This window comes from Mesorhizobium sp. M1428 (genome assembly GCF_040317515.1).
Lineage (GTDB): Bacteria > Pseudomonadota > Alphaproteobacteria > Rhizobiales > Rhizobiaceae > Mesorhizobium.
Window position 1 is genome coordinate 175,232 of record NZ_JAMYKT010000001.1, and the last position, 17,440, is coordinate 192,671.

A 17,440-nucleotide genomic window follows, 5' to 3' on the forward strand; every position below is an offset into this window, starting at 1 on the left:
CCGGCGGTCATCTGATGCGGTTTTCTGCGCTTCCGATGCTCACGGACCCAAATGTCCGCTCCGCTTCGGTTCTCGAGAACCACACCACCTGACTCGCCGGAGCGAATTCTGGATGCCTCCGCTAAGGGCGGCCAAATCCACCTGGGGTCGGCGTTGTCACGATGACCGCCTCGCCGGCGTCGAGTACCGTCTGGTCGCAGGCCTTCAGGATTTCGACGCGGCCATCCTTGCGGCGGACCTTGGTCGAACCGGCCTCGCCGTGGCCGCCGCCGTCGAGGCCTTGCGGCGGGCGGTTGCGATGCGAGGACAGGATCGCGCATTCCATCTTTTCGAGGAAGCGGACGGTGCGCTTGGTGCCGTCGCCGGCATTCCATTTGCCTTTGCCGCCGGAGCCCTCGCGGATATGGAAATCCTCGAGCAGTACCGGGAAACGCAGTTCCAGCACTTCGGGATCTGTCAGGCGCGAATTGGTCATATGGGTGTGGACGCCGGAGGTGCCGGCAAAACCGCGGCCGTCATTCATCCGGCCGGCCGGCGAGCCGGAGCAGATCGTCTCGTAATACTGGTACTGCTTGTTGCCGAAGGTGAGATTGTTCATCGTGCCTTGCGCATTGGCCATCGCCCTCATGGCGCCGAATAGCGCGTTGGTGACGTGCTGCGAGGTCTCGACATTGCCGGCGACGACTGCCGCGGGATAGGCGGGCTTCAGCATCGAGCCGTCGGGAATGATGATGTTGATCGGCCGCAGGCAGCCGGCATTCATCGGGATGTTGTCTTCGACCATGACGCGGAAGGCATAGAGCACCGCGGCACGGGCGACCGGCTCGGGTGCGTTGAAATTGTTCTTCATTACCGGCGACGTGCCGGTGAAGTCGACGGTCGCTTGGCGCTTCCGCCGGTCGACCGATATCTTCACCTTGATCATTTGGCCGGTGTCGGTCGGATATTCGTATTCGGAACTGTCGGGCAGCCGCTCTAGCACACGGCGCACACTTTCGGCGGCATTGTCCTGGACATGGCCCATATAGGCTTCGACGACGCCAAGGCCGAAATGCGCGACCATCTTGCGCAGCTCGGCGACACCCTTTTCGTTCGCGGCGATCTGCGCCTTGAGGTCGGCGATGTTCTGGTGCGGATTGCGCGCCGGATAGGGATGGTCGGTGAGCAGCGTCGCGAGGTCCTTCTCGCGGAACCGGCCGCGATCGACGATGCGGAAATTATCGAACAGCACGCCTTCTTCGTCGACGGTGGTGGCAAGCGGCGTCATCGAGCCGGGCGCGGTGCCGCCGATGTCGGCATGGTGGCCACGCGAGGCTACGTAGAAGAGGATCTTCGGTGATAGGCCGATCTCCCCCCTTGTGGGGGAGATGCCCGGCAGGGCAGAGGGGGGCGCGACAGAATGAGAGGTCGGCGGGACAGCGCCCCCCTCTGTCGGCTTCGCCGACATCTCCCCCACAAGGGGGGAGATTGGGCGCTCTTCCTCAAACACCGGCGTCACTACCGTAATATCAGGCAGATGCGTGCCGCCATTGTAAGGGGCGTTGAGGGCAAAGACGTCTCCGGGGTGAATGTCGCCGGAATTGAGCCGGATGATGGTCTCCACCGAGCGGTCCATGGAGCCGAGATGCACCGGCATATGCGGCGCGTTGGCGACCAGCGCGCCATTCCGGTCGAAAACGGCGCAGGAGAAATCGAGCCGCTCCTTGATGTTGACGGAATAGGCGGTGTTTTGCAGCGTTACGCCCATCTGTTCGGCGATCGACATGAACAGGTTATTGAAGACCTCCAGCATCACCGGATCGGCTTCGGTGCCGAGTGCGGCGTGCCGGCGCTTCTTCTCGACGCGCCGCATCAATACGTGGTCCTTGGCGGTGATCTCGGCCTGCCAGCCCGGCTCGACGACAATGGTCTGGTTCGGCTCGATGATCAAAGCGGGGCCGGCGATTTTGTTACCGGGCTTCAGTGTTTCGCGAGGGAAGATGCCGGCGTCGCGCCAGACGCCGTCGACGAAGATTTTCCGGGTCCCGGAAGAACTTGCGGCCACGTCTTCAACAACTGAATCGCTTTCGTCGCGGCCGGTGCCGCCGGTATCGGTACCTTCGACGCCGACCGATTCGACGATCATCGGCTTGTCGTCGTAGACGAAGCCGAACTGCGCCTTGTGCGCCAGTTCGAAGTCCGCCTTGGCCTGCGCGATCGAGCCGTGCCCGAAGTTCACGGGCAGCGCGGTATCGGTGCCGTCGTAGCGGATCTGCAGCACCGGTTTCGAGGCGACCGCGTCTTCGCTGATGCCTTGCGCGGCGAGTTCGTCGATGACGGCTTTGCGCAGCGTTGCGATGAGTTCATCGATCGCCGCCCCGGAGTCCTCCACCAGCGGCTTCAGCAGCGCCTGCTGGCGTGACGCAAACACCGAGGACAGGCCGATGCCGTATGCCGACAGCAGGCCGGAGAACGGATGGATCAGCACCGCCTCCATGCCGAGCGCATCGGCGACCAGGCAAGCGTGCTGGCCGCCGGCGCCGCCGAAACAGTTCAGGAGGTATTCGGTGACATCGTAGCCGCGCTGCACCGAAATCTTCTTGATGGCGTTGGCCATGTTTTCGACCGCGATGGTGACGAACCCTTCGGCGACGGTTTCCGGCGAGCGGCCGTCGCCGATCTCGGCGGCAAGCGCGGTGAATTTTTCGCGAACCGTCTGCACGTCGAGCGGTTCGTCCTGGCCCGGTCCAAAAATGGCCGGGAAGAACTCGGGCTGCAGTTTGCCCAGCATGACATTGGCGTCGGTGACGGCCAGTGGACCGCCGCGCCGGTAGGCGGCCGGGCCGGGGTTGGCGCCGGCCGAATCCGGCCCGGCGCGGAAGCGGCCGGCTTCATAATGCAGGATCGAGCCGCCGCCAGCGGCGACGGTGTGGATGCGCATCATCGGCGCGCGGATGCGCACGCCGGCGACCTCGGTGTCGAAGGCGCGCTCGTATTCGCCATCGTAATGGGCGACATCGGTGGAGGTGCCGCCCATGTCGAAGCCGATGACCTTGCCGAAACCGGCGAGTTTTGCCGTCTCGACCATGCCGACGACTCCGCCAGCGGGGCCGGACAACAGCGCATCCTTCCCCTGGAACATGTCGGCGGCGGTGAGGCCGCCCGACGACATCATGAACATGAGGCGAGGGGATTGGCCAATCTCCCCCCTTGTGGGGGAGATGCCCGGCAGGGCAGAGGGGGGCGTGACAGACTGAGATGTTGGCGGGACAGTGCCCCCCTCTGTTGGCTTCGCCGACATCTCCCCTACAAGGGGGGAGATTGGCGCGGCACCCAGTTCGTCCGCCACCTTCTGCACATACCTTGCCAGGATCGGCGACAGATAGGCGTCGACCACCGTGGTGTCGCCGCGGCCGACCAGCTTGATCAGCGGCGAGACCTCGTGACTGACCGAGACCTGCGAGAATCCGAGCTTTCGACAGACTTTGGCGACCGCCTTTTCGTGCTCGGGATGTTTCCAGGCATGCATGAAGACGATCGCGACCGCATCGATGCCGTCCGCCTTGGCCTGCTCAATAGCCGGGCGTACCGAAGCAATGTCGAGCAGGCGCTCGACACTGCCGTCGGCGCGAACCCTTTCGTCGATTTCGACGACACGCTCATAGAGCTGTTCGGGAAGGATGATCTGCTTGGCAAAGATATCGGGCCTGGCCTGATAGGCAATCCTCAGCGCATCGCGGAACCCTTTGGTGATGAGCAGCAGCACACGGTCGCCCTTGCGCTCGAGAAGCGCATTGGTGGCAACCGTGGTGCCCATTTTTACATCGCCGATCAGAGCGGAGGGGATTGGAGCGCCGGGTTGGACACCGAGCAGTTCGCGAATGCCCTGGATGGCAGCATCGGCATAGGCTCCGGGATTTTCCGAAAGGAGTTTCCTGGGATGCAGCCCGCCTTCCGGGTCACGGCCGATGACGTCGGTGAAGGTACCGCCGCGGTCGATCCAGAAATCCCATTTTGCGGTCATGGCAGCGGCTCCCGGGATTTTCCCTGTTCGATCTGTTAGCCCGCGAGGCCCTGACCGGCAATCGTCAAGTGATTGGAATATGTTACAGGCAGAAATGCAACGTTACGAAACTCATGCGCAGCTTACGCATTGTGTTCTCGACCGCCGCCGGTAACGGAGGCGTGATTAGAGGAGAGATGTCATGAAGAAACTCATTCTTGCGTCGGTGTCGGCGCTTGCGCTGCTTGGCCTTGCCGCCTGCAGCAACAGCGGCACCGACAACACCACGACGCAGAGCACCAATCCGCCGGCATCCGACCAGACGATGAAGCCGGCTGCCCCTGACGCAAACAAGCCTGCCGAGCCGGCTCCGGCTCCGGCGCCTGCGCCGGCTGCCCCGGCGCAGTAGTCGCAGTAGTCGCAGTAGTCAATGTGACAGCCAAGGAAGGCCGGCCTCATACGCCGGCCTTTCTGCTGCTTGCGATACCCGCGCATTGTGACCGCGTGCGACGACGCGGGTTTGCGCGCAGCGGCTTCCATCTGCCGATTTCCATGGGTAAGCACTGACGGCAGTCGCCTCAGGCATTCCGCCAAATCGATTGGGCCAGCCCCTGCGGCACTGTCTTGGCTTGATAGCGATGGGTGGTTGGCCCTATGAAGCCCCCATGTCGATTTGGGACCGCCTCGGCGACTTCGTCACACGCGTTTCATCTTCAGCGTCGTCAGGCGTCGCCGAAGTGGTCGAGGCCGTGCGCACGGTTTTCTCCGGCGATGCCGATCTGCGCCGGCGCGTCGCCTTCTCGGTGGCGATGATCGCCCTGTCGGCCAAGATGGCCAAGGCAGACGGCATCGTCACGCAAGACGAGGTGCGCGCCTTCCAGGAAATATTCGAGGTGCCGAAGGAACAGAGGCGCAATGTGGCGCGGCTCTACGATTTGGCCAAACGCGACATTGCAGGTTTCGAGACCTATGCCGAGCGGATGGCGCAGCTTTGCGGTTCGGGCCATTCGAACTGCCTGATGCTCGAGGACATACTCGACGGGCTGTTCCACATCGCCAAGGCCGACGGGCTGGTGCATGAGCGCGAGGGCCAATTCCTGCATCGCATCGCCGAGATCTTCCGCATCGATGAGGCGCATTACCAGAGCATCCTGGCCCGGCATGTCGATCTGGGTGCCGCCGATCCTTATGTTGTGCTCGGCATCGAGCGTGGGAAACCGTTCGAGGAGGTCCGCAGGCGCTACCGCAAGCTGGTCTCCGACAATCATCCTGACCGGCTGATCGCACGCGGCCTGCCGCAGGAATTCATCAAGATTGCGACGACCAGGCTGGCGGCGATCAACGCGGCCTATGAAATGATCGAGCGAGGCCTGCGGCACGCATGAGCGGCTTTCCGCCCGACGAGCCGAGCGCCGAGGTCAGGGTATCGCCGAATTTCGGGCCACGGCGCCGGACTCTCGAACCCGACATGATCGTGCTGCACTACACCGGAATGGCGACCGGCGCCGGTGCCGAGGCATGGTTGTGCGATCCGGCAAGCGAGGTCTCGTCGCACTACCTGGTCCATGAGGACGGCCGCATTGTTCAGATGGTAAGGGAAAGCGACCGCGCCTGGCATGCCGGCAAGAGCTCGTGGCTCGGACAGAGCGACATCAACTCCTGTTCGATCGGCATCGAGATCGTCAATCCGGGGCATACGCTCGGCTATCGCAACTTTCCAAAACCGCAGATCGACGCGGTGATCGGCCTGTGCGCCGGCATCGTCGAGCGCCATTCCATTCCAGCGCAGCGGGTGCTCGCCCATTCCGACGTGGCACCGGGGCGCAAGGTCGATCCGGGCGAGAAATTTCCATGGAAGGCCTTGTTTGCCGCTGGTATCGGCCATGTTGTGCCGGCAGCACCGATCCGGCGCGGCGCGGTGCTGAAGCCAGGCGATACCGGCGCCGAGGTCGAGGCGCTGCAGTCGATGCTGGCGCTCTATGGTTATCGCGTCGAGATCACCGGCGCTTTCGACCGGCAGACCGAAATCGTGGTCGAGGCATTTCAGCGGCATTTCCGGCAGCGCCTGGTTGACGGCATGGCTGATGGATCGACGATCCGCACGCTGGAAAGGCTGCTCGCTTCCGTAAGGATAGCCTCTCTCAAATAACCTTTTGCCAGCTTAAAAGTTACAATCTGTTACTCAAAGTGACTTGCGTCGCCTTCTTTGGCGCCAATTCCGTCGTCAAAGGCGATCCGTACAGATTGTCGGACGTCTATCCCCCCAGATGTTCCGATGTTGATTGAGGGTATCTGCGCGAAGTTCTTTGTGCAGATCAAACAGAACAGGATCATATGCAGAAATTGACCGTTTTAACGGCAGCCATTGCTGCCGGCGTAATGACTTTTGCCTTCAGTGCGGCGAACAGCGCACCGCTGAGCCAGCGGGCCGATCAGGGCTTCAGTGCCGCAGCCGGCAAAACCGCCATGCCGAAGGGTGGTGCAAAAGTAGAGAAGACCGCCACCGCAAAAGTGGAAAAAGCGGCCGCGGTAAGGACGAAAAAGCCAGTCTCCGCCAAAAGGCCAACCGCTGCGAGAAAGACAATCGCCAAACAGCATGTGAAGCGTAACCGCAAACGCATCGACCGCATGGCAACGGCGTCGGTCGCTCCGCAGAGCAGGCCAGCGCCCCAGGTGGCGGTTGTCGGCGGCAGCGGACAGTATTCGGCGATCATTGCGCGTTATGCCGCCAGCTATGGCGTGCCGGTGTCGCTCGCCAATGCCGTCATCAAGATCGAGAGCAACTACCAGCCGAACCAGGTCGGCAGCGCCGGCGAGATCGGCCTGATGCAGATCAAGCCGGCGACGGCAAGGATGATGGGCTATAGCGGTTCGGTTCAGGGCCTCTATGATCCCGATACCAACATCAAATACGGCATGAAGTACCTTGCCATGGCGCGGGATCTCGGCGGCGGCACGACCTGCGGCACGATCCTGAAATACAATGCCGGCCACGCCGCCACACGGATGAACCCGGTATCCGCAGCCTATTGCGGCAAGGTCAAGGTGCAGCTGGCAGCACTTGGAGCGCCCGCCTGACAAGGGATAACTTGCTTTTTCGTTTGCGTTTTCGGCTCCGAACCCCTTTATACGCCTTGCCAGCTGGCCGGGCGGCCGCACCCGCGAAGCCGAAAGGCTGCGGGTGAGGAAAGTCCGGGCTCCATGGAGACACGGTGCCGGTTAATGGCCGGCGGGGGCGACCCCAGGGAAAGTGCCACAGAAAGCAAACCGCCACGATTTAATCGTGGCAAGGGTGAAAGGGTGGGGTAAGAGCCCACCGCGCGACTGGCAACAGGAGCGGCACGGTAAACCCCACCGGGAGCAAGACCGAATAGGGGCGGTGCGAGGGGAAACCCTCGAGGGCTGTTTCCGGCTCACCGTCCGGGTAGGTTGCGTGAGGCGTATGGCAACATGCGCCCAAGATGAATGGCCGCCACGTTCTCGTTCCGTAAGGGGCGAGGGCCATACAGAACCCGGCTTACAGGCCAGCTGGCAGTTTCCCCGATAAAAGGAAATCTCCTGATATCAGCAGGTTGCGTCTTCGGGCGCAGCCGTTGATTCACTTTTCGACCCGCAATCAAGCGCGGCATTCCTTGAAAATGGTGCGATTTAATCGTACCATTTGGACGGGAGTACTGAGGAGCGCGTCATGGGACAGGTCGACAAACGCAGCATCACGCTGTCGCCGGAATTGGCGGCGGCGGTCGACGACGTGGTCGCCGCCGGCGAATATGCCTCGGCAAGCGAGGTGATCCGCGACGCGCTGCGGCAATGGAAGGATCGGCGCGACCTGCTCGGCTACACCGTCGAGGAATTGCGCAGACTGGTGCAGGAGGGGATCGACAGCGGGCCGGGGCGGTTTGCGTCGATCGACGAAATAAAGGCCGAAGCGCGGAGACGATTGAAACCCGACAGCGCGGCATGAATTTGCTGCCCATCATCCGAACTGCACATGCAGAAGAGGATTTGATCGCGATCTGGCTTTACATTGCGCAAGACAGCGAGGCTGCAGCGGATCGGTTGCTCGATCGGGTCGAAGCCCGCTGGCAGCAATTGGCCACTTATCCCTTCTCAGGTGCACCGCGCGAAGACATCGCGCCCGGCATCCGTCACCTGATCGTCGGCGAATACCTCACTTTGTACCGTGTCAGGGAAGAGGCGATCGAAATCGTTCGCGTGCTGCACGGCCGGCGCAAGATCGACGCTGGCGATCTGAATTCGTGATTGCCGATTCAGCCACCGATTGCGTCTAGCGACGCCTCGATCGCCTGCCAAAGCTCTTCCACCGGCTCGCAGCCGACCGACAGGCGAACGAAGCCGGGCGCAACGGCGTCTCCCCTTTTTGATCGCCGTTCGGCCGAGGTGTGTACGCCACCGAACGATGTCGCTGCCTGCATCAAGGCGCAGTTGTTGATGAAATCCTCGGCCTTGTCCTCCGAGGCGAGCACGAACGAGATCAGAAAGCCGAAGCGCTCCATCTGGGCGCGGGCAAGATTGTGCGATGGGTCACTCTCCAGTCCCGGAAAGCGCAAGCCGCTGATCGCGCGATGGTTTTTCAGCCGTCGCGCTATCATTTCGGCGGAGGTGCACATGCGGTCGAAGCGCACGTCCAGCGTTTCGAGGCCGCGATGCACCAGCCATGCCTCGAACGGCCCGGGGATGGCGCCTGACGTCTCGCGCCAGTCGGTCACCCTCGAGATAATGTCCGCGTCGCGGCTGGCGACATGGCCGAACAGCACATCGGAATGGCCATTTGGCGCCTTGGTGTCGGCGGCAATGACGATATCGGCGCCGAGATCGAGCGGGCGCTGGCCGAAAGGCGTCATCGTCGTGTTGTCTACCACAAGCACCGCACCGGCTTTGTGCGCAGCTTCGGCGACGGCTGCGATGTCGCATATATCCAGCCCTGGGTTGGCGGGCGTTTCGACGAAGGCAAGCCGATATCCGTCAAAGCCGCCGTCGAGGAAGCTCGATGTTGGCCGGACATCATAAGCGACGCCGAAGGATTTCAGGAAACGGTCTGCCAGCGCTCTCGTGGTGTGATAGCCGTCGGACGGCAGCAGGATACGGTCGCCGGCTTTGAGCAGGCCGAAAAACACCGCCGAGATGGCAGCCATCCCCGAGGGAAAGGCGACGCATGGGGCGTCTTCCAAATGCGCCAGCATGTGCTCGACCGCATCCCAGGTCGGATTGCTGAAGCGGCCATATTGATCGAAGCCGGTGGCGTCGCCGGGCGCATGAAAGATGGCGGCCATCGTCAGGGGCAAGGGGATCGGCTCGCCCTTGGCAAGCCTGCCGCGACGCAGATGGGGAAGTGCCGCGGCGCGCGACTTGGCTGTTTCGGACATGGTTTCAAACCTCGTTACTGACCGGAAAAGAAGATGCCCGAGGCTATGCGCGGCAGCGATCCGCAGCAAGCCGCCTCCGGTTGGACCACACGGCCCTAAACGCTTCGTTAGGCTTAATGGAGGATAAAGACCGGAGTGCCGTCAAAGCTGCTCTCCCCAGTCGTGGCAGGCGCGTTTTGAAGACTGTTCCCGTTGACGCCCATAACACCCCATGATATCCCATTCCGATACTCAAGCCTTCGTTCCGTGTCAGGGTGAAGCGTACGCCAATCGGGCAGCCGCGGCGGCTGCGCGTTTGCCTGCGTTCGCCCGTCATGATGAAGCGGGTTTTGGACGTCGACCGGGCCGGGGCGGCGCGGACAGGAAGATGCAGAGGGGTGCGGCGGCGCAAGCGGCCGTAACGCGTAATGGACCGGTTTCTGTCGAACGCGGTGAACAGGATCGATGCGAAGGGACGGGTGTCCGTGCCGGCGCATTTCCGTGCCGTTGTGCAGAAACGCGGCTATTCGGAACTTTATGCGCTACGCTGCCTGGATCGCCCGGCGATGGATGTCGGTGGGCTCGACCTGCTCGATCGGTACGAGCAGCGTATCGCCCAGGAAGACCCGTTCCTGCAGACGGCGGACGACATGTCGTTCTTCTGCCATGGCGATGGAACGTTTCTGAAGCTCGACCAGGACGGCCGTATCACGATGAGCGATTTCATTCGCGAGCATACCGGCATTTCAGCGGAAGTGGCCTTCGTTGGCCGCGGCAATTTCTTTCAGATCTGGGAGCCGGGACGGCTCAGCGCCTATGGGACGGAAGCACGTGCCCGGCTTTTGCAGCTCCGGCAGGGGACGAAGCCCGGGGAGCGGCCAGAATGATGGCGGGCGACGGCGATGAAGTTCATGCCGTTGGCGGACCAGCCCGTCACATTCCGGTCCTCCTTGCCGAAGTTCTGGAGGCGCTGGCGCCGACAAAAGGCGAGGTGATCGTCGACGGCACGTTCGGTGCCGGCGGCTACACCAAGGCCATTCTGGCAAGCGGAGCCTCGGTCGTCGCCATCGACCGCGATCCGGATGCGATCGCGGCGGGGCGGGCCCTTGAACAGCAGTCCGGCGGCAAGCTCAGGCTTGTCCAGGCACCGTTCTCGACGCTCGACGAGCAGGTTGAAAGTGCCGATGGCGTCGTGCTCGACATCGGCATCTCCTCCATGCAGATCGACCAGCCGGAGCGCGGCTTTTCGTTCCGGGCCGATGGACCGCTCGACATGCGCATGGCGCAGGCGGGCCTGAGCGCCGCCGACGTCGTCAACACCTTCAAGGTGGGCGATCTTGCCCGCATCTTCGGTTTTCTCGGCGAGGAACGCCATGCCGGGCGCATCGCGCGCATGATCGAGAGCCGTCGCGAAAAACGCCCCTTCGAGCGCACGCTCGACCTTGCCGATGCCATCGAGACGCATATCGGTCGCGCGCCGAAAGACAAAATCCATCCGGCTACCCGCGTTTTCCAGGCGCTGCGCATCTTCGTCAATGACGAGCTCGGCGAACTGGCCAAGGCACTGTTTGCCGCCGAGCGCGTGCTGAAACCGGGCGGCCGGCTTGCCGTGGTGACCTTCCATTCCCTCGAGGACCGCATCGTCAAGCGCTTCATCGCCGACCGAGCCGATTCAGCCACCGGATCGCGGCATCTGCCCGAGGCGCAGGTGCGCACCGCCACCTTCACCAAGAAGGGCGGCGGCGTGACGCCTAGCGATGCCGAGATATCGGCAAATCCGCGGGCGCGCTCGGCAAGGCTGCGCGCTGCGATCCGTACAGAGGCGCCGGCGCGTGCCGGCGATTTTTCGATTTTCGGCCTGCCAAAACTGCCTGGCCCAAAGCTTCCCGGCGCCGATCGACCGGGAGAGAGGTGAGCACGTGTTTCGTACCAGCGACATAGTCCTGATCGCCGTCATGGTTTCGGCGGCTGCCCTGACCTACAAGACCAAGCGCGAGGCCGAGGAGCAACTGGCGGCAGTGCACAAGATCCAGGCGCAGATCCGTTATGAAGAGGACACGATCGACCTGCTCAAGGCGGACTGGAGCCTGCTTACCCAGCCGTCGCGCCTGCAGAAGCTCACCGAAATCTACAAATCGCAACTCGGACTGGAGCCGGTCAATGCGCGCCAGATCGTCGGGCTGGACGATTTGCCGGCGAAACCCGTCAACATCGAGGACCTTTCATCGCAGCGGCTGGGCGGCATGGCCGATGTGGGCGGCAAGGATCCCGTGGTGACCGGAGGTATCGTCCAATGATCACCGGATTTCCAATCGCCGCCAGACTTCCAAAGATTGTCAGGCTGCTGAAGCGCGGTTCGAAGCCGAATGCAGGCGGATCGATCGTGGTCGAAGGCGCCCGCAAGGCGACGGGTGGCAAGGGCAGGACCCGCATCGTCATGACGATGGCGGTGTTCTTCGGCATTTATTCGACCATTGCCGGGCGGCTGGTCTATCTGGGTTTCCAGAATCCCGACCTGTCGGGCGGGCCACAGAGCCGGGTGACCGCATCGCGACCAGACATCGTCGACCGTAACGGCGAAGTGCTGGCGACCGACATCAAGACGGCGTCGCTGTTTGCTGAGCCGCGCCGCATCGTCGATGCCGACGAGGCGATCGAAAAGCTGTCGACGGTGCTTCCCGAGATCGACTACGAGCAGACATATAACAAGCTGAAGAGCGGCGCCGGCTTCGTCTGGCTGCAGCGGCAACTGACGCCGAAGCAGCAGGCCGACATCATGCAACTCGGCATCCCCGGATTCGGCTTTCGCACCGAGAAGCGCCGGTTCTATCCGGCCGGCGAAACCTCGTCCTACATTGTCGGCCTCACCAACATCGACAATCAGGGCATCTCCGGCATGGAGAAATACATCGACGAACAGGGTTTGAGCGACCTTCAGGCGTCGGGCCTGGCGGTGGCCCAGGATTTGAAGCCGGTGCAGCTCTCGATCGACCTGCGCGTCCAGCATATCGTGCGCGACGAGGTCGCCACCGGCATGGAAAAGTACCACGCCATCGCCGCGGGCGCCGTCGTGCTCAACGTCAAGACCGGTGAGGTGCTGGCGATGGCCTCGGTTCCGGATTTCGATCCGAACAACCCCTATAACGCGCAGGACAAGGACCGGCTCAACCGTATGTCCGCTGGCCTCTACGAAATGGGGTCGACCTTCAAGAGCTTCACCACCGCCATGGCGCTCGATTCCGGCAAGATAACGCTGCAAAGCCGTTTCGACGCGTCGCGCCCGATCAGGATCGGCCATCAGACCATCCATGATTTCCATGGCAAGGGCCGGGTGCTGTCGGTGCCGGAAGTGTTCATCTACTCGTCCAACATCGGCTCGGCTAAGGAAGCCGAAGCGGTTGGCATCGACGGACACCGCGAATTCCTGCATCGCCTGGGAATCCTCGAGAAGATGCAGACCGAACTGCCGGAAGTCGCCCGGCCGACCGAGCCCAAGGTCTGGAAGCAGGTCAATTCGATCACCATCGCCTTCGGCCACGGCGTGTCGACGACGCCGCTGCAGACAGCGGTCGGCTGCGCCGCGCTGATGAATGGCGGCTATCTGATGGACCCGACCTTCCTGCCGCGCACGCAGGAGCAGGCGATGGCGGTGGCCAAGAAAGTGGTCAGCGACAAGACGGTCGAGGGCATGCGCTATCTCTATGCGCTCAATGCCGAAAAGGGATCCGGCCGCAATGCACGGGTGCCAGGATACCGGGTGGGCGGCAAGACGGGAACGGCGGAGAAGGTCGTCAACGGCCGCTACTCGAAGGAAAAGAATTTCAACGCCTTCGTTGCGGCTTTCCCGATGGACGATCCGCAATACATAGTGCTGACGATCGCCGACGAACCGAAGCCGGAAAAGCCCGGCATGGGTGCTACGGCCGCCTCGAACGCGGGCATCATGGCTGCAAACATCATCCGACGTGCGGCTTCCATGCTTGGCGTGAAGCCAGATTTCAGCCATGAAAATGGTGCAACGCTGGTTTCCTATCAGTGATTCTTGGGGCGCGCCGGCAACTGCGCGCTATTTTGTTGCAATGAACGGGGTTCGATGAAGCTGAAAAATCTAGCCGGTATCCTGCCTGTCGAGGGGACAGCTTCCTTCGACATGGAGGTTACAGGGATTTCGTCGGATTCCCGCCAGGTAACACGGGGCGTCGTCTTTTTCGCGCTCACCGGCTCCAAGGCGGATGGCGCAGCCTACGCAGCCGAGGCCGCGAGCCGCGGCGCTGCAGCGATCGTGGTCGGCAAGGGCAGTGCGGTCGCCGGGCTGCCAGTTCCGGTTCTTGTCGTAGACGATCCGCGCCTTGCGCTTGCGCTGAGTGCGGCCCGTTATTTCGGCAAGCAACCGCAAACCATGGTCGCGGTGACCGGAACCAGCGGCAAGACCTCCGTCGCCGCATTCACCCGACAGATATGGGAGCAGGCGGGTTTGGTCGCCGCTTCGATCGGCACGACCGGTGTGGTGGCGCCGGGCCGCAATGAATATGGCTCGCTGACCACGCCGGATCCGGTGGCACTGCACAGGCTGCTCAAGGAGTTGGCGGAGGCCGGCGTCACCCACGCCTCGATGGAAGCGTCTAGCCATGGCCTCGACCAGCGCCGGCTCGACGGCGTCAAGCTTGCGGCCGGCGGCTTCACCAATCTCGGCCGCGACCATATGGACTATCATCCGACGGTCGAGGACTATCATCGCGCCAAATTGCGTCTGTTCGACGCGCTGCTGCCGAAGGGCGCGCCGGCCATCATCTTTGCCGACGACCCGTGGTCGGAGCCGACGATCAAGGCGGCGCATGCAGCGGGACTGAACGTGCTGACGGTCGGACGCCATGGCGATTTCCTGCGGCTGAAGCGGGTCGAGCACGAGCGCCACCGCCAGCGCGCCGAGGTCGAAGCGGACGGCGTTCTCCATGAAGTCGACTTGCCGCTGGCCGGCGACTTCCAGATTGCCAACGCGCTGGTGTCGGCCGGCCTCGCCATTTCGACTGGAACATTTGTTGCCAAAGCGTTGATGGCGCTGGAGAAATTGAAGGGCGCGCCGGGACGGCTCGACCTGGTTGGGACGGCCGCCAACGGCGCCCCCGTCTATGTCGACTACGCGCACAAGCCGGATGCGCTGGAAAACGTGCTGGCTTCGGTTCGCCCCTTTACCACCGGCCGCGTCATCGTCGTATTCGGTTGCGGCGGCGACCGGGACCGGGGCAAGCGGCCGATCATGGGCGAGATCGCCACAAGGCTGGCCGACGTCGTCATCGTCACCGACGACAATCCCCGCTCGGAAGTACCCGAGACGATCCGCGCCGCGATTCTCGCGGCCGCACCGGGTGCGATCGAGATCGGCGACCGGCGCAAGGCCATCCACGAGGCGGTCGGGATGCTTCACGCTGGCGACACGCTGATCGTGGCCGGCAAGGGCCATGAGGAAGGCCAGACCATCGGCACCGAGACGCTGCATTTTTCCGATCATGAGGAAGTTCGCTCGGCGCTCAGGGAGCAAGCAGCGTGAGCTATCTGTGGACCTCCGAGGCGCTGGTTGCCGCCATGGATGGCCGGCCGCTCGGTCCGATGCCTGAAGGCATCGCCGGCATTTCCATCGACAGCCGCAGCCTGCAGCCGGGAGATGCTTTCTTCGCCATCAAGGGCGAGGCCATGGACGGCCATGATTTCGTCACCGCCGCCATCAAGGCGGGCGCCGGCGTGCTGGTCGTCGCCGAGGGCAAGCTGCCGTCGCTGGGGCGGCTGACAGCACCGATGATCGTCGTGGAGGACGTGCTTGTCGCTCTGGAAAAGCTCGGCGTTGCCGCGCGCGCACGCTCAAAGGCGAGGGTGATTGCCGTGACCGGGTCGGCGGGCAAGACCACCACCAAGGAAGCGCTACGCCATGCTCTGTCCGCAGTCGGTACGGTGCATGCATCGGCGCAGTCGTTCAACAATCACTGGGGTGTGCCGCTGACGCTGGCGCGCATGCCGCAGGATTGCGACTATGCCGTCTTCGAGATCGGCATGAACCATCCGGACGAGATCCGGCCTTTGGTCAAGATGGTCCGGCCGCATGTCGCCATCGTTACACTGATCGCAGCCGCTCACCTTGGCTTCTTCCGCAACCTGGACGAGATCGCCAAGGCCAAGGCAGAGGTTTTCGAAGGGCTGGAGCCCGGTGGCGCCGCCCTTCTCAACCGCGACGATGCGCGCTGGAAGCTGCTGGAGAAGATGGCGAAAGAGGCCGGTGTCGAGCATGTCTACGGGTTCGGCGAGAATGCCCGGGCGACCTTCAAACTGATCAAATGCGAGCTCAATGCCGATCACTCGGTTATCACTGCCAAGATCGGCGGGCATGAGATTGTCGCCAGGATCGGCGCGCCGGGCCGCCATATGGTGCAGAATGTGCTGGCCGTACTGGGCGCCGCGCATCTGGTCGGCGCCGACGTCACCAGGGTTGCGCAGGCGCTGGCCGATCTTTCGCCCGAACGCGGACGCGGCAAGCGCTATGTGTTGCGTCATCCCAGGGGGCCGATCACGCTGATCGACGAGAGCTACAACGCCAATCCGGCGTCGATGAGCGCTGCAATGGCACTGCTCAACACGACGCCGGTGTCGGGCGAAGGCAGGCGCATTGCCGTGCTCGGCGATATGCTCGAGCTCGGCAGCCATTCGGCGAAATTGCATGCCGCGCTTGCCGGTCTGATCGTCGGCACCGACACGCGCACGGTTTTTCTCGGCGGCCCGGAAATGCGGGCGCTGGCCGACGTTTTGCCCGACGAGATCAGGACGGAGTACCGCGCCGGCGCGGAAGATCTGAAACCGGTTCTTCTATCGGAATTGAAGCCCGGCGACGTGGTCATGATCAAATCGTCGAAGGGCATAGGCTTTTCAAAGCTGGTCGAGGCGTTGCTCGGCAAGTTTCCGGCGGAAGCCACAAACAGCAGACAGACCTAGGATCGGTCCGGGGGACGCAAGCGCATGCTAACACTGCTCGTCGAATTTGCGGACAAGATCTCGGTCTTCAACGTCTTCCGCTACATAACTTTCCGCACCGGCGGAGCGCTGATCACAGCGGCGCTGATCGTGTTCATCTTCGGACCGACCATCATCAATTCGCTGAGGCTGCGGCAAGGCAAGGGCCAGCCGATCCGCGCCGACGGGCCGCAGACGCATTTCAAGAAGGCGGGAACGCCGACAATGGGCGGATTGATGATCCTGTCCGGCATCGTCGGTTCGTCGCTGCTGTGGGCGAACCTGTCGAGCATCTACGTCTGGGTGGTGCTGCTGGTGACGCTGGGATTCGGCTCGATCGGCTTCTACGACGATTATCTCAAAGTGACCAAGCAGTCGCATCTCGGCTTTTCCGGCAAGGCGCGGCTGGGGCTCGAATTCGTCATCGCCGGCATCGCCGCCTGGGTGATCATGCACAACGGCCAGGCGCCGTTCTCGTCATCGTTGACATTCCCTTTCGCCAAGGAGTTTCTCGTCAATCTCGGCTGGTTCTTCATCCCGTTCTCGTGCTTCGTCATCGTCGGCGCCGGCAATGCGGTGAACCTGACCGACGGCCTCGACGGACTGGCGATCGTGCCGATCATGATCGCGGCGGCGTCCTTCGGCGTCATCGCCTATCTCTCCGGCAATGCGGTGTTCGCCGAATATCTGCAGATCCATTTCGTGCCCGGCACCGGTGAACTTGCAGTGGTCCTTGGAGCGGTGATCGGCGCCGGGCTTGGCTTCCTCTGGTTCAATGCGCCGCCGGCGGCCATCTTCATGGGCGATACCGGCTCGCTGGCGCTGGGCGGGCTGATCGGCACGGTCGCGGTGGCGACCAAGCACGAGATCGTGCTGGTCATCGTCGGCGGCCTGTTCGTCGTCGAGATATTCTCGGTCATCATCCAGGTCGGCTACTTCAAGATGACCGGCAAGCGCGTCTTCCTGATGGCGCCGATCCACCATCATTTCGAAAAGCTCGGCTGGACCGAAAGCCAGGTGGTGATCCGCTTCTGGATCATCGCCGTCATCCTGGCGCTGGTCGGCCTGTCGACCCTGAAGCTCAGATAGGAGGCCG

Annotated in this window: 15 protein-coding genes and 1 other RNA gene; 14 read left to right on the plus strand and 2 right to left on the minus strand. The window is 62.8% G+C overall.

What is annotated here, in order from left to right; translation table 11 throughout:
• Nucleotides 1-121: 121 nt before the first annotated feature.
• The gene (locus NKG60_RS00855; RefSeq protein ID WP_352564470.1) at nucleotides 122-4,003 is read right to left on the minus strand and encodes a hydantoinase B/oxoprolinase family protein; all 3,882 of its coding nucleotides are present in this window, start codon (nucleotides 4,001-4,003) and stop codon (nucleotides 122-124) included.
• Nucleotides 4,004-4,184: 181 nt separating this feature from the next.
• Between NKG60_RS00855 and NKG60_RS00860 the strand changes: the two genes are divergently transcribed.
• The 7 genes from NKG60_RS00860 to NKG60_RS00890 all read left to right on the plus strand — a co-directional run bounded on the left by NKG60_RS00860 (nucleotide 4,185) and on the right by NKG60_RS00890 (nucleotide 8,245).
• Nucleotides 4,185-4,391, plus strand: coding sequence for a hypothetical protein (locus NKG60_RS00860; RefSeq protein WP_023676780.1), 207 nt, complete (start codon nucleotides 4,185-4,187; stop codon nucleotides 4,389-4,391).
• Between the two features lie 256 nt (nucleotides 4,392-4,647).
• Nucleotides 4,648-5,367 (plus strand): TerB family tellurite resistance protein, encoded by a 720-nt coding sequence (locus NKG60_RS00865; RefSeq protein WP_352453144.1) that lies wholly within the window; start codon nucleotides 4,648-4,650, stop codon nucleotides 5,365-5,367.
• Nucleotides 5,364-6,131 (plus strand): N-acetylmuramoyl-L-alanine amidase, encoded by a 768-nt coding sequence (locus tag NKG60_RS00870; protein ID WP_352665948.1) that lies wholly within the window; start codon nucleotides 5,364-5,366, stop codon nucleotides 6,129-6,131. The genes NKG60_RS00865 and NKG60_RS00870 overlap by 4 nt, the downstream gene beginning before the upstream one ends.
• Nucleotides 6,132-6,316: 185 nt before the next feature.
• Nucleotides 6,317-7,060, plus strand: coding sequence for a lytic transglycosylase domain-containing protein (locus tag NKG60_RS00875; RefSeq protein ID WP_352665947.1), 744 nt, complete (start codon nucleotides 6,317-6,319; stop codon nucleotides 7,058-7,060).
• A gap of 59 nt (nucleotides 7,061-7,119) precedes the next feature.
• An RNA gene (rnpB, locus tag NKG60_RS00880) (RNase P RNA component class A) lies at nucleotides 7,120-7,518 on the plus strand.
• A gap of 152 nt (nucleotides 7,519-7,670) precedes the next feature.
• The gene (locus NKG60_RS00885) at nucleotides 7,671-7,946 is read left to right on the plus strand and encodes a type II toxin-antitoxin system ParD family antitoxin (RefSeq protein ID WP_352492709.1); all 276 of its coding nucleotides are present in this window, start codon (nucleotides 7,671-7,673) and stop codon (nucleotides 7,944-7,946) included.
• A complete protein-coding gene (locus NKG60_RS00890; RefSeq protein ID WP_352665946.1) occupies nucleotides 7,943-8,245 on the plus strand; it encodes a type II toxin-antitoxin system RelE/ParE family toxin in 303 nt (100 codons plus the stop codon). The genes NKG60_RS00885 and NKG60_RS00890 overlap by 4 nt, the downstream gene beginning before the upstream one ends.
• Nucleotides 8,246-8,253: 8 nt before the next feature.
• On the opposite strand, the gene NKG60_RS00895 is transcribed toward NKG60_RS00890, so the two are convergent.
• Nucleotides 8,254-9,369: a cystathionine gamma-lyase gene (locus NKG60_RS00895; RefSeq protein WP_352863671.1), complete on the minus strand. Its 1,116-nt coding sequence runs from the start codon at nucleotides 9,367-9,369 to the stop codon at nucleotides 8,254-8,256.
• 407 nt (nucleotides 9,370-9,776) lie between these two features.
• On the opposite strand from NKG60_RS00895, the gene mraZ reads away from it, so the two are divergent.
• From mraZ to mraY, 7 genes are read left to right on the plus strand one after another with little or no spacing between them, the layout of a single operon-like run.
• Nucleotides 9,777-10,235 carry a division/cell wall cluster transcriptional repressor MraZ gene (mraZ, locus tag NKG60_RS00900; protein WP_254818997.1) on the plus strand — a complete coding sequence of 153 codons (459 nt, stop codon included), beginning with the start codon at nucleotides 9,777-9,779 and terminating at the stop codon, nucleotides 10,233-10,235.
• Nucleotides 10,232-11,263 (plus strand): 16S rRNA (cytosine(1402)-N(4))-methyltransferase RsmH, encoded by a 1,032-nt coding sequence (gene rsmH / locus NKG60_RS00905; protein WP_352564474.1) that lies wholly within the window; start codon nucleotides 10,232-10,234, stop codon nucleotides 11,261-11,263. The genes mraZ and rsmH overlap by 4 nt, the downstream gene beginning before the upstream one ends.
• A gap of 4 nt (nucleotides 11,264-11,267) precedes the next feature.
• Nucleotides 11,268-11,645 carry a cell division protein FtsL gene (gene ftsL, locus NKG60_RS00910; protein WP_292662860.1) on the plus strand — a complete coding sequence of 126 codons (378 nt, stop codon included), beginning with the start codon at nucleotides 11,268-11,270 and terminating at the stop codon, nucleotides 11,643-11,645.
• Entirely contained in the window at nucleotides 11,642-13,387 is a 1,746-nt protein-coding gene (locus tag NKG60_RS00915; protein ID WP_352973842.1) for a peptidoglycan D,D-transpeptidase FtsI family protein, read from the plus strand. Before ftsL ends, NKG60_RS00915 begins: the two co-directional genes overlap by 4 nt.
• 54 nt (nucleotides 13,388-13,441) lie before the next feature.
• Nucleotides 13,442-14,896: a UDP-N-acetylmuramoyl-L-alanyl-D-glutamate--2,6-diaminopimelate ligase gene (locus NKG60_RS00920; RefSeq protein ID WP_352665944.1), complete on the plus strand. Its 1,455-nt coding sequence runs from the start codon at nucleotides 13,442-13,444 to the stop codon at nucleotides 14,894-14,896.
• The gene (locus NKG60_RS00925; protein ID WP_352564480.1) at nucleotides 14,893-16,326 is read left to right on the plus strand and encodes a UDP-N-acetylmuramoylalanyl-D-glutamyl-2,6-diaminopimelate--D-alanyl-D-alanine ligase; all 1,434 of its coding nucleotides are present in this window, start codon (nucleotides 14,893-14,895) and stop codon (nucleotides 16,324-16,326) included. The genes NKG60_RS00920 and NKG60_RS00925 overlap by 4 nt, the downstream gene beginning before the upstream one ends.
• A gap of 24 nt (nucleotides 16,327-16,350) precedes the next feature.
• Nucleotides 16,351-17,433: a phospho-N-acetylmuramoyl-pentapeptide-transferase gene (gene mraY / locus NKG60_RS00930; RefSeq protein ID WP_023676767.1), complete on the plus strand. Its 1,083-nt coding sequence runs from the start codon at nucleotides 16,351-16,353 to the stop codon at nucleotides 17,431-17,433.
• Nucleotides 17,434-17,440: the final 7 nt, after the last annotated feature.

What these genes read in the sequence shown, in the direction of transcription:
- NKG60_RS00895 (WP_352863671.1), bottom strand. Translation starts at nt 9,369, where the DNA reads ATGTCCGAAACAGCCAAGTCGCGCGCCGCGGCACTTCCCCATCTGCGT.
- NKG60_RS00855 (WP_352564470.1), bottom strand. Translation starts at nt 4,003, where the DNA reads ATGACCGCAAAATGGGATTTCTGGATCGACCGCGGCGGTACCTTCACC.
- NKG60_RS00860 (WP_023676780.1), top strand. Translation starts at nt 4,185, where the DNA reads ATGAAGAAACTCATTCTTGCGTCGGTGTCGGCGCTTGCGCTGCTTGGC.
- NKG60_RS00920 (WP_352665944.1), top strand. Translation starts at nt 13,442, where the DNA reads ATGAAGCTGAAAAATCTAGCCGGTATCCTGCCTGTCGAGGGGACAGCT.
- NKG60_RS00875 (WP_352665947.1), top strand. Translation starts at nt 6,317, where the DNA reads ATGCAGAAATTGACCGTTTTAACGGCAGCCATTGCTGCCGGCGTAATG.
- rsmH (WP_352564474.1), top strand. Translation starts at nt 10,232, where the DNA reads ATGATGGCGGGCGACGGCGATGAAGTTCATGCCGTTGGCGGACCAGCC.
- NKG60_RS00915 (WP_352973842.1), top strand. Translation starts at nt 11,642, where the DNA reads ATGATCACCGGATTTCCAATCGCCGCCAGACTTCCAAAGATTGTCAGG.
- NKG60_RS00890 (WP_352665946.1), top strand. Translation starts at nt 7,943, where the DNA reads ATGAATTTGCTGCCCATCATCCGAACTGCACATGCAGAAGAGGATTTG.
- NKG60_RS00885 (WP_352492709.1), top strand. Translation starts at nt 7,671, where the DNA reads ATGGGACAGGTCGACAAACGCAGCATCACGCTGTCGCCGGAATTGGCG.
- mraZ (WP_254818997.1), top strand. Translation starts at nt 9,777, where the DNA reads ATGGACCGGTTTCTGTCGAACGCGGTGAACAGGATCGATGCGAAGGGA.
- mraY (WP_023676767.1), top strand. Translation starts at nt 16,351, where the DNA reads ATGCTAACACTGCTCGTCGAATTTGCGGACAAGATCTCGGTCTTCAAC.
- NKG60_RS00865 (WP_352453144.1), top strand. Translation starts at nt 4,648, where the DNA reads ATGTCGATTTGGGACCGCCTCGGCGACTTCGTCACACGCGTTTCATCT.
- NKG60_RS00870 (WP_352665948.1), top strand. Translation starts at nt 5,364, where the DNA reads ATGAGCGGCTTTCCGCCCGACGAGCCGAGCGCCGAGGTCAGGGTATCG.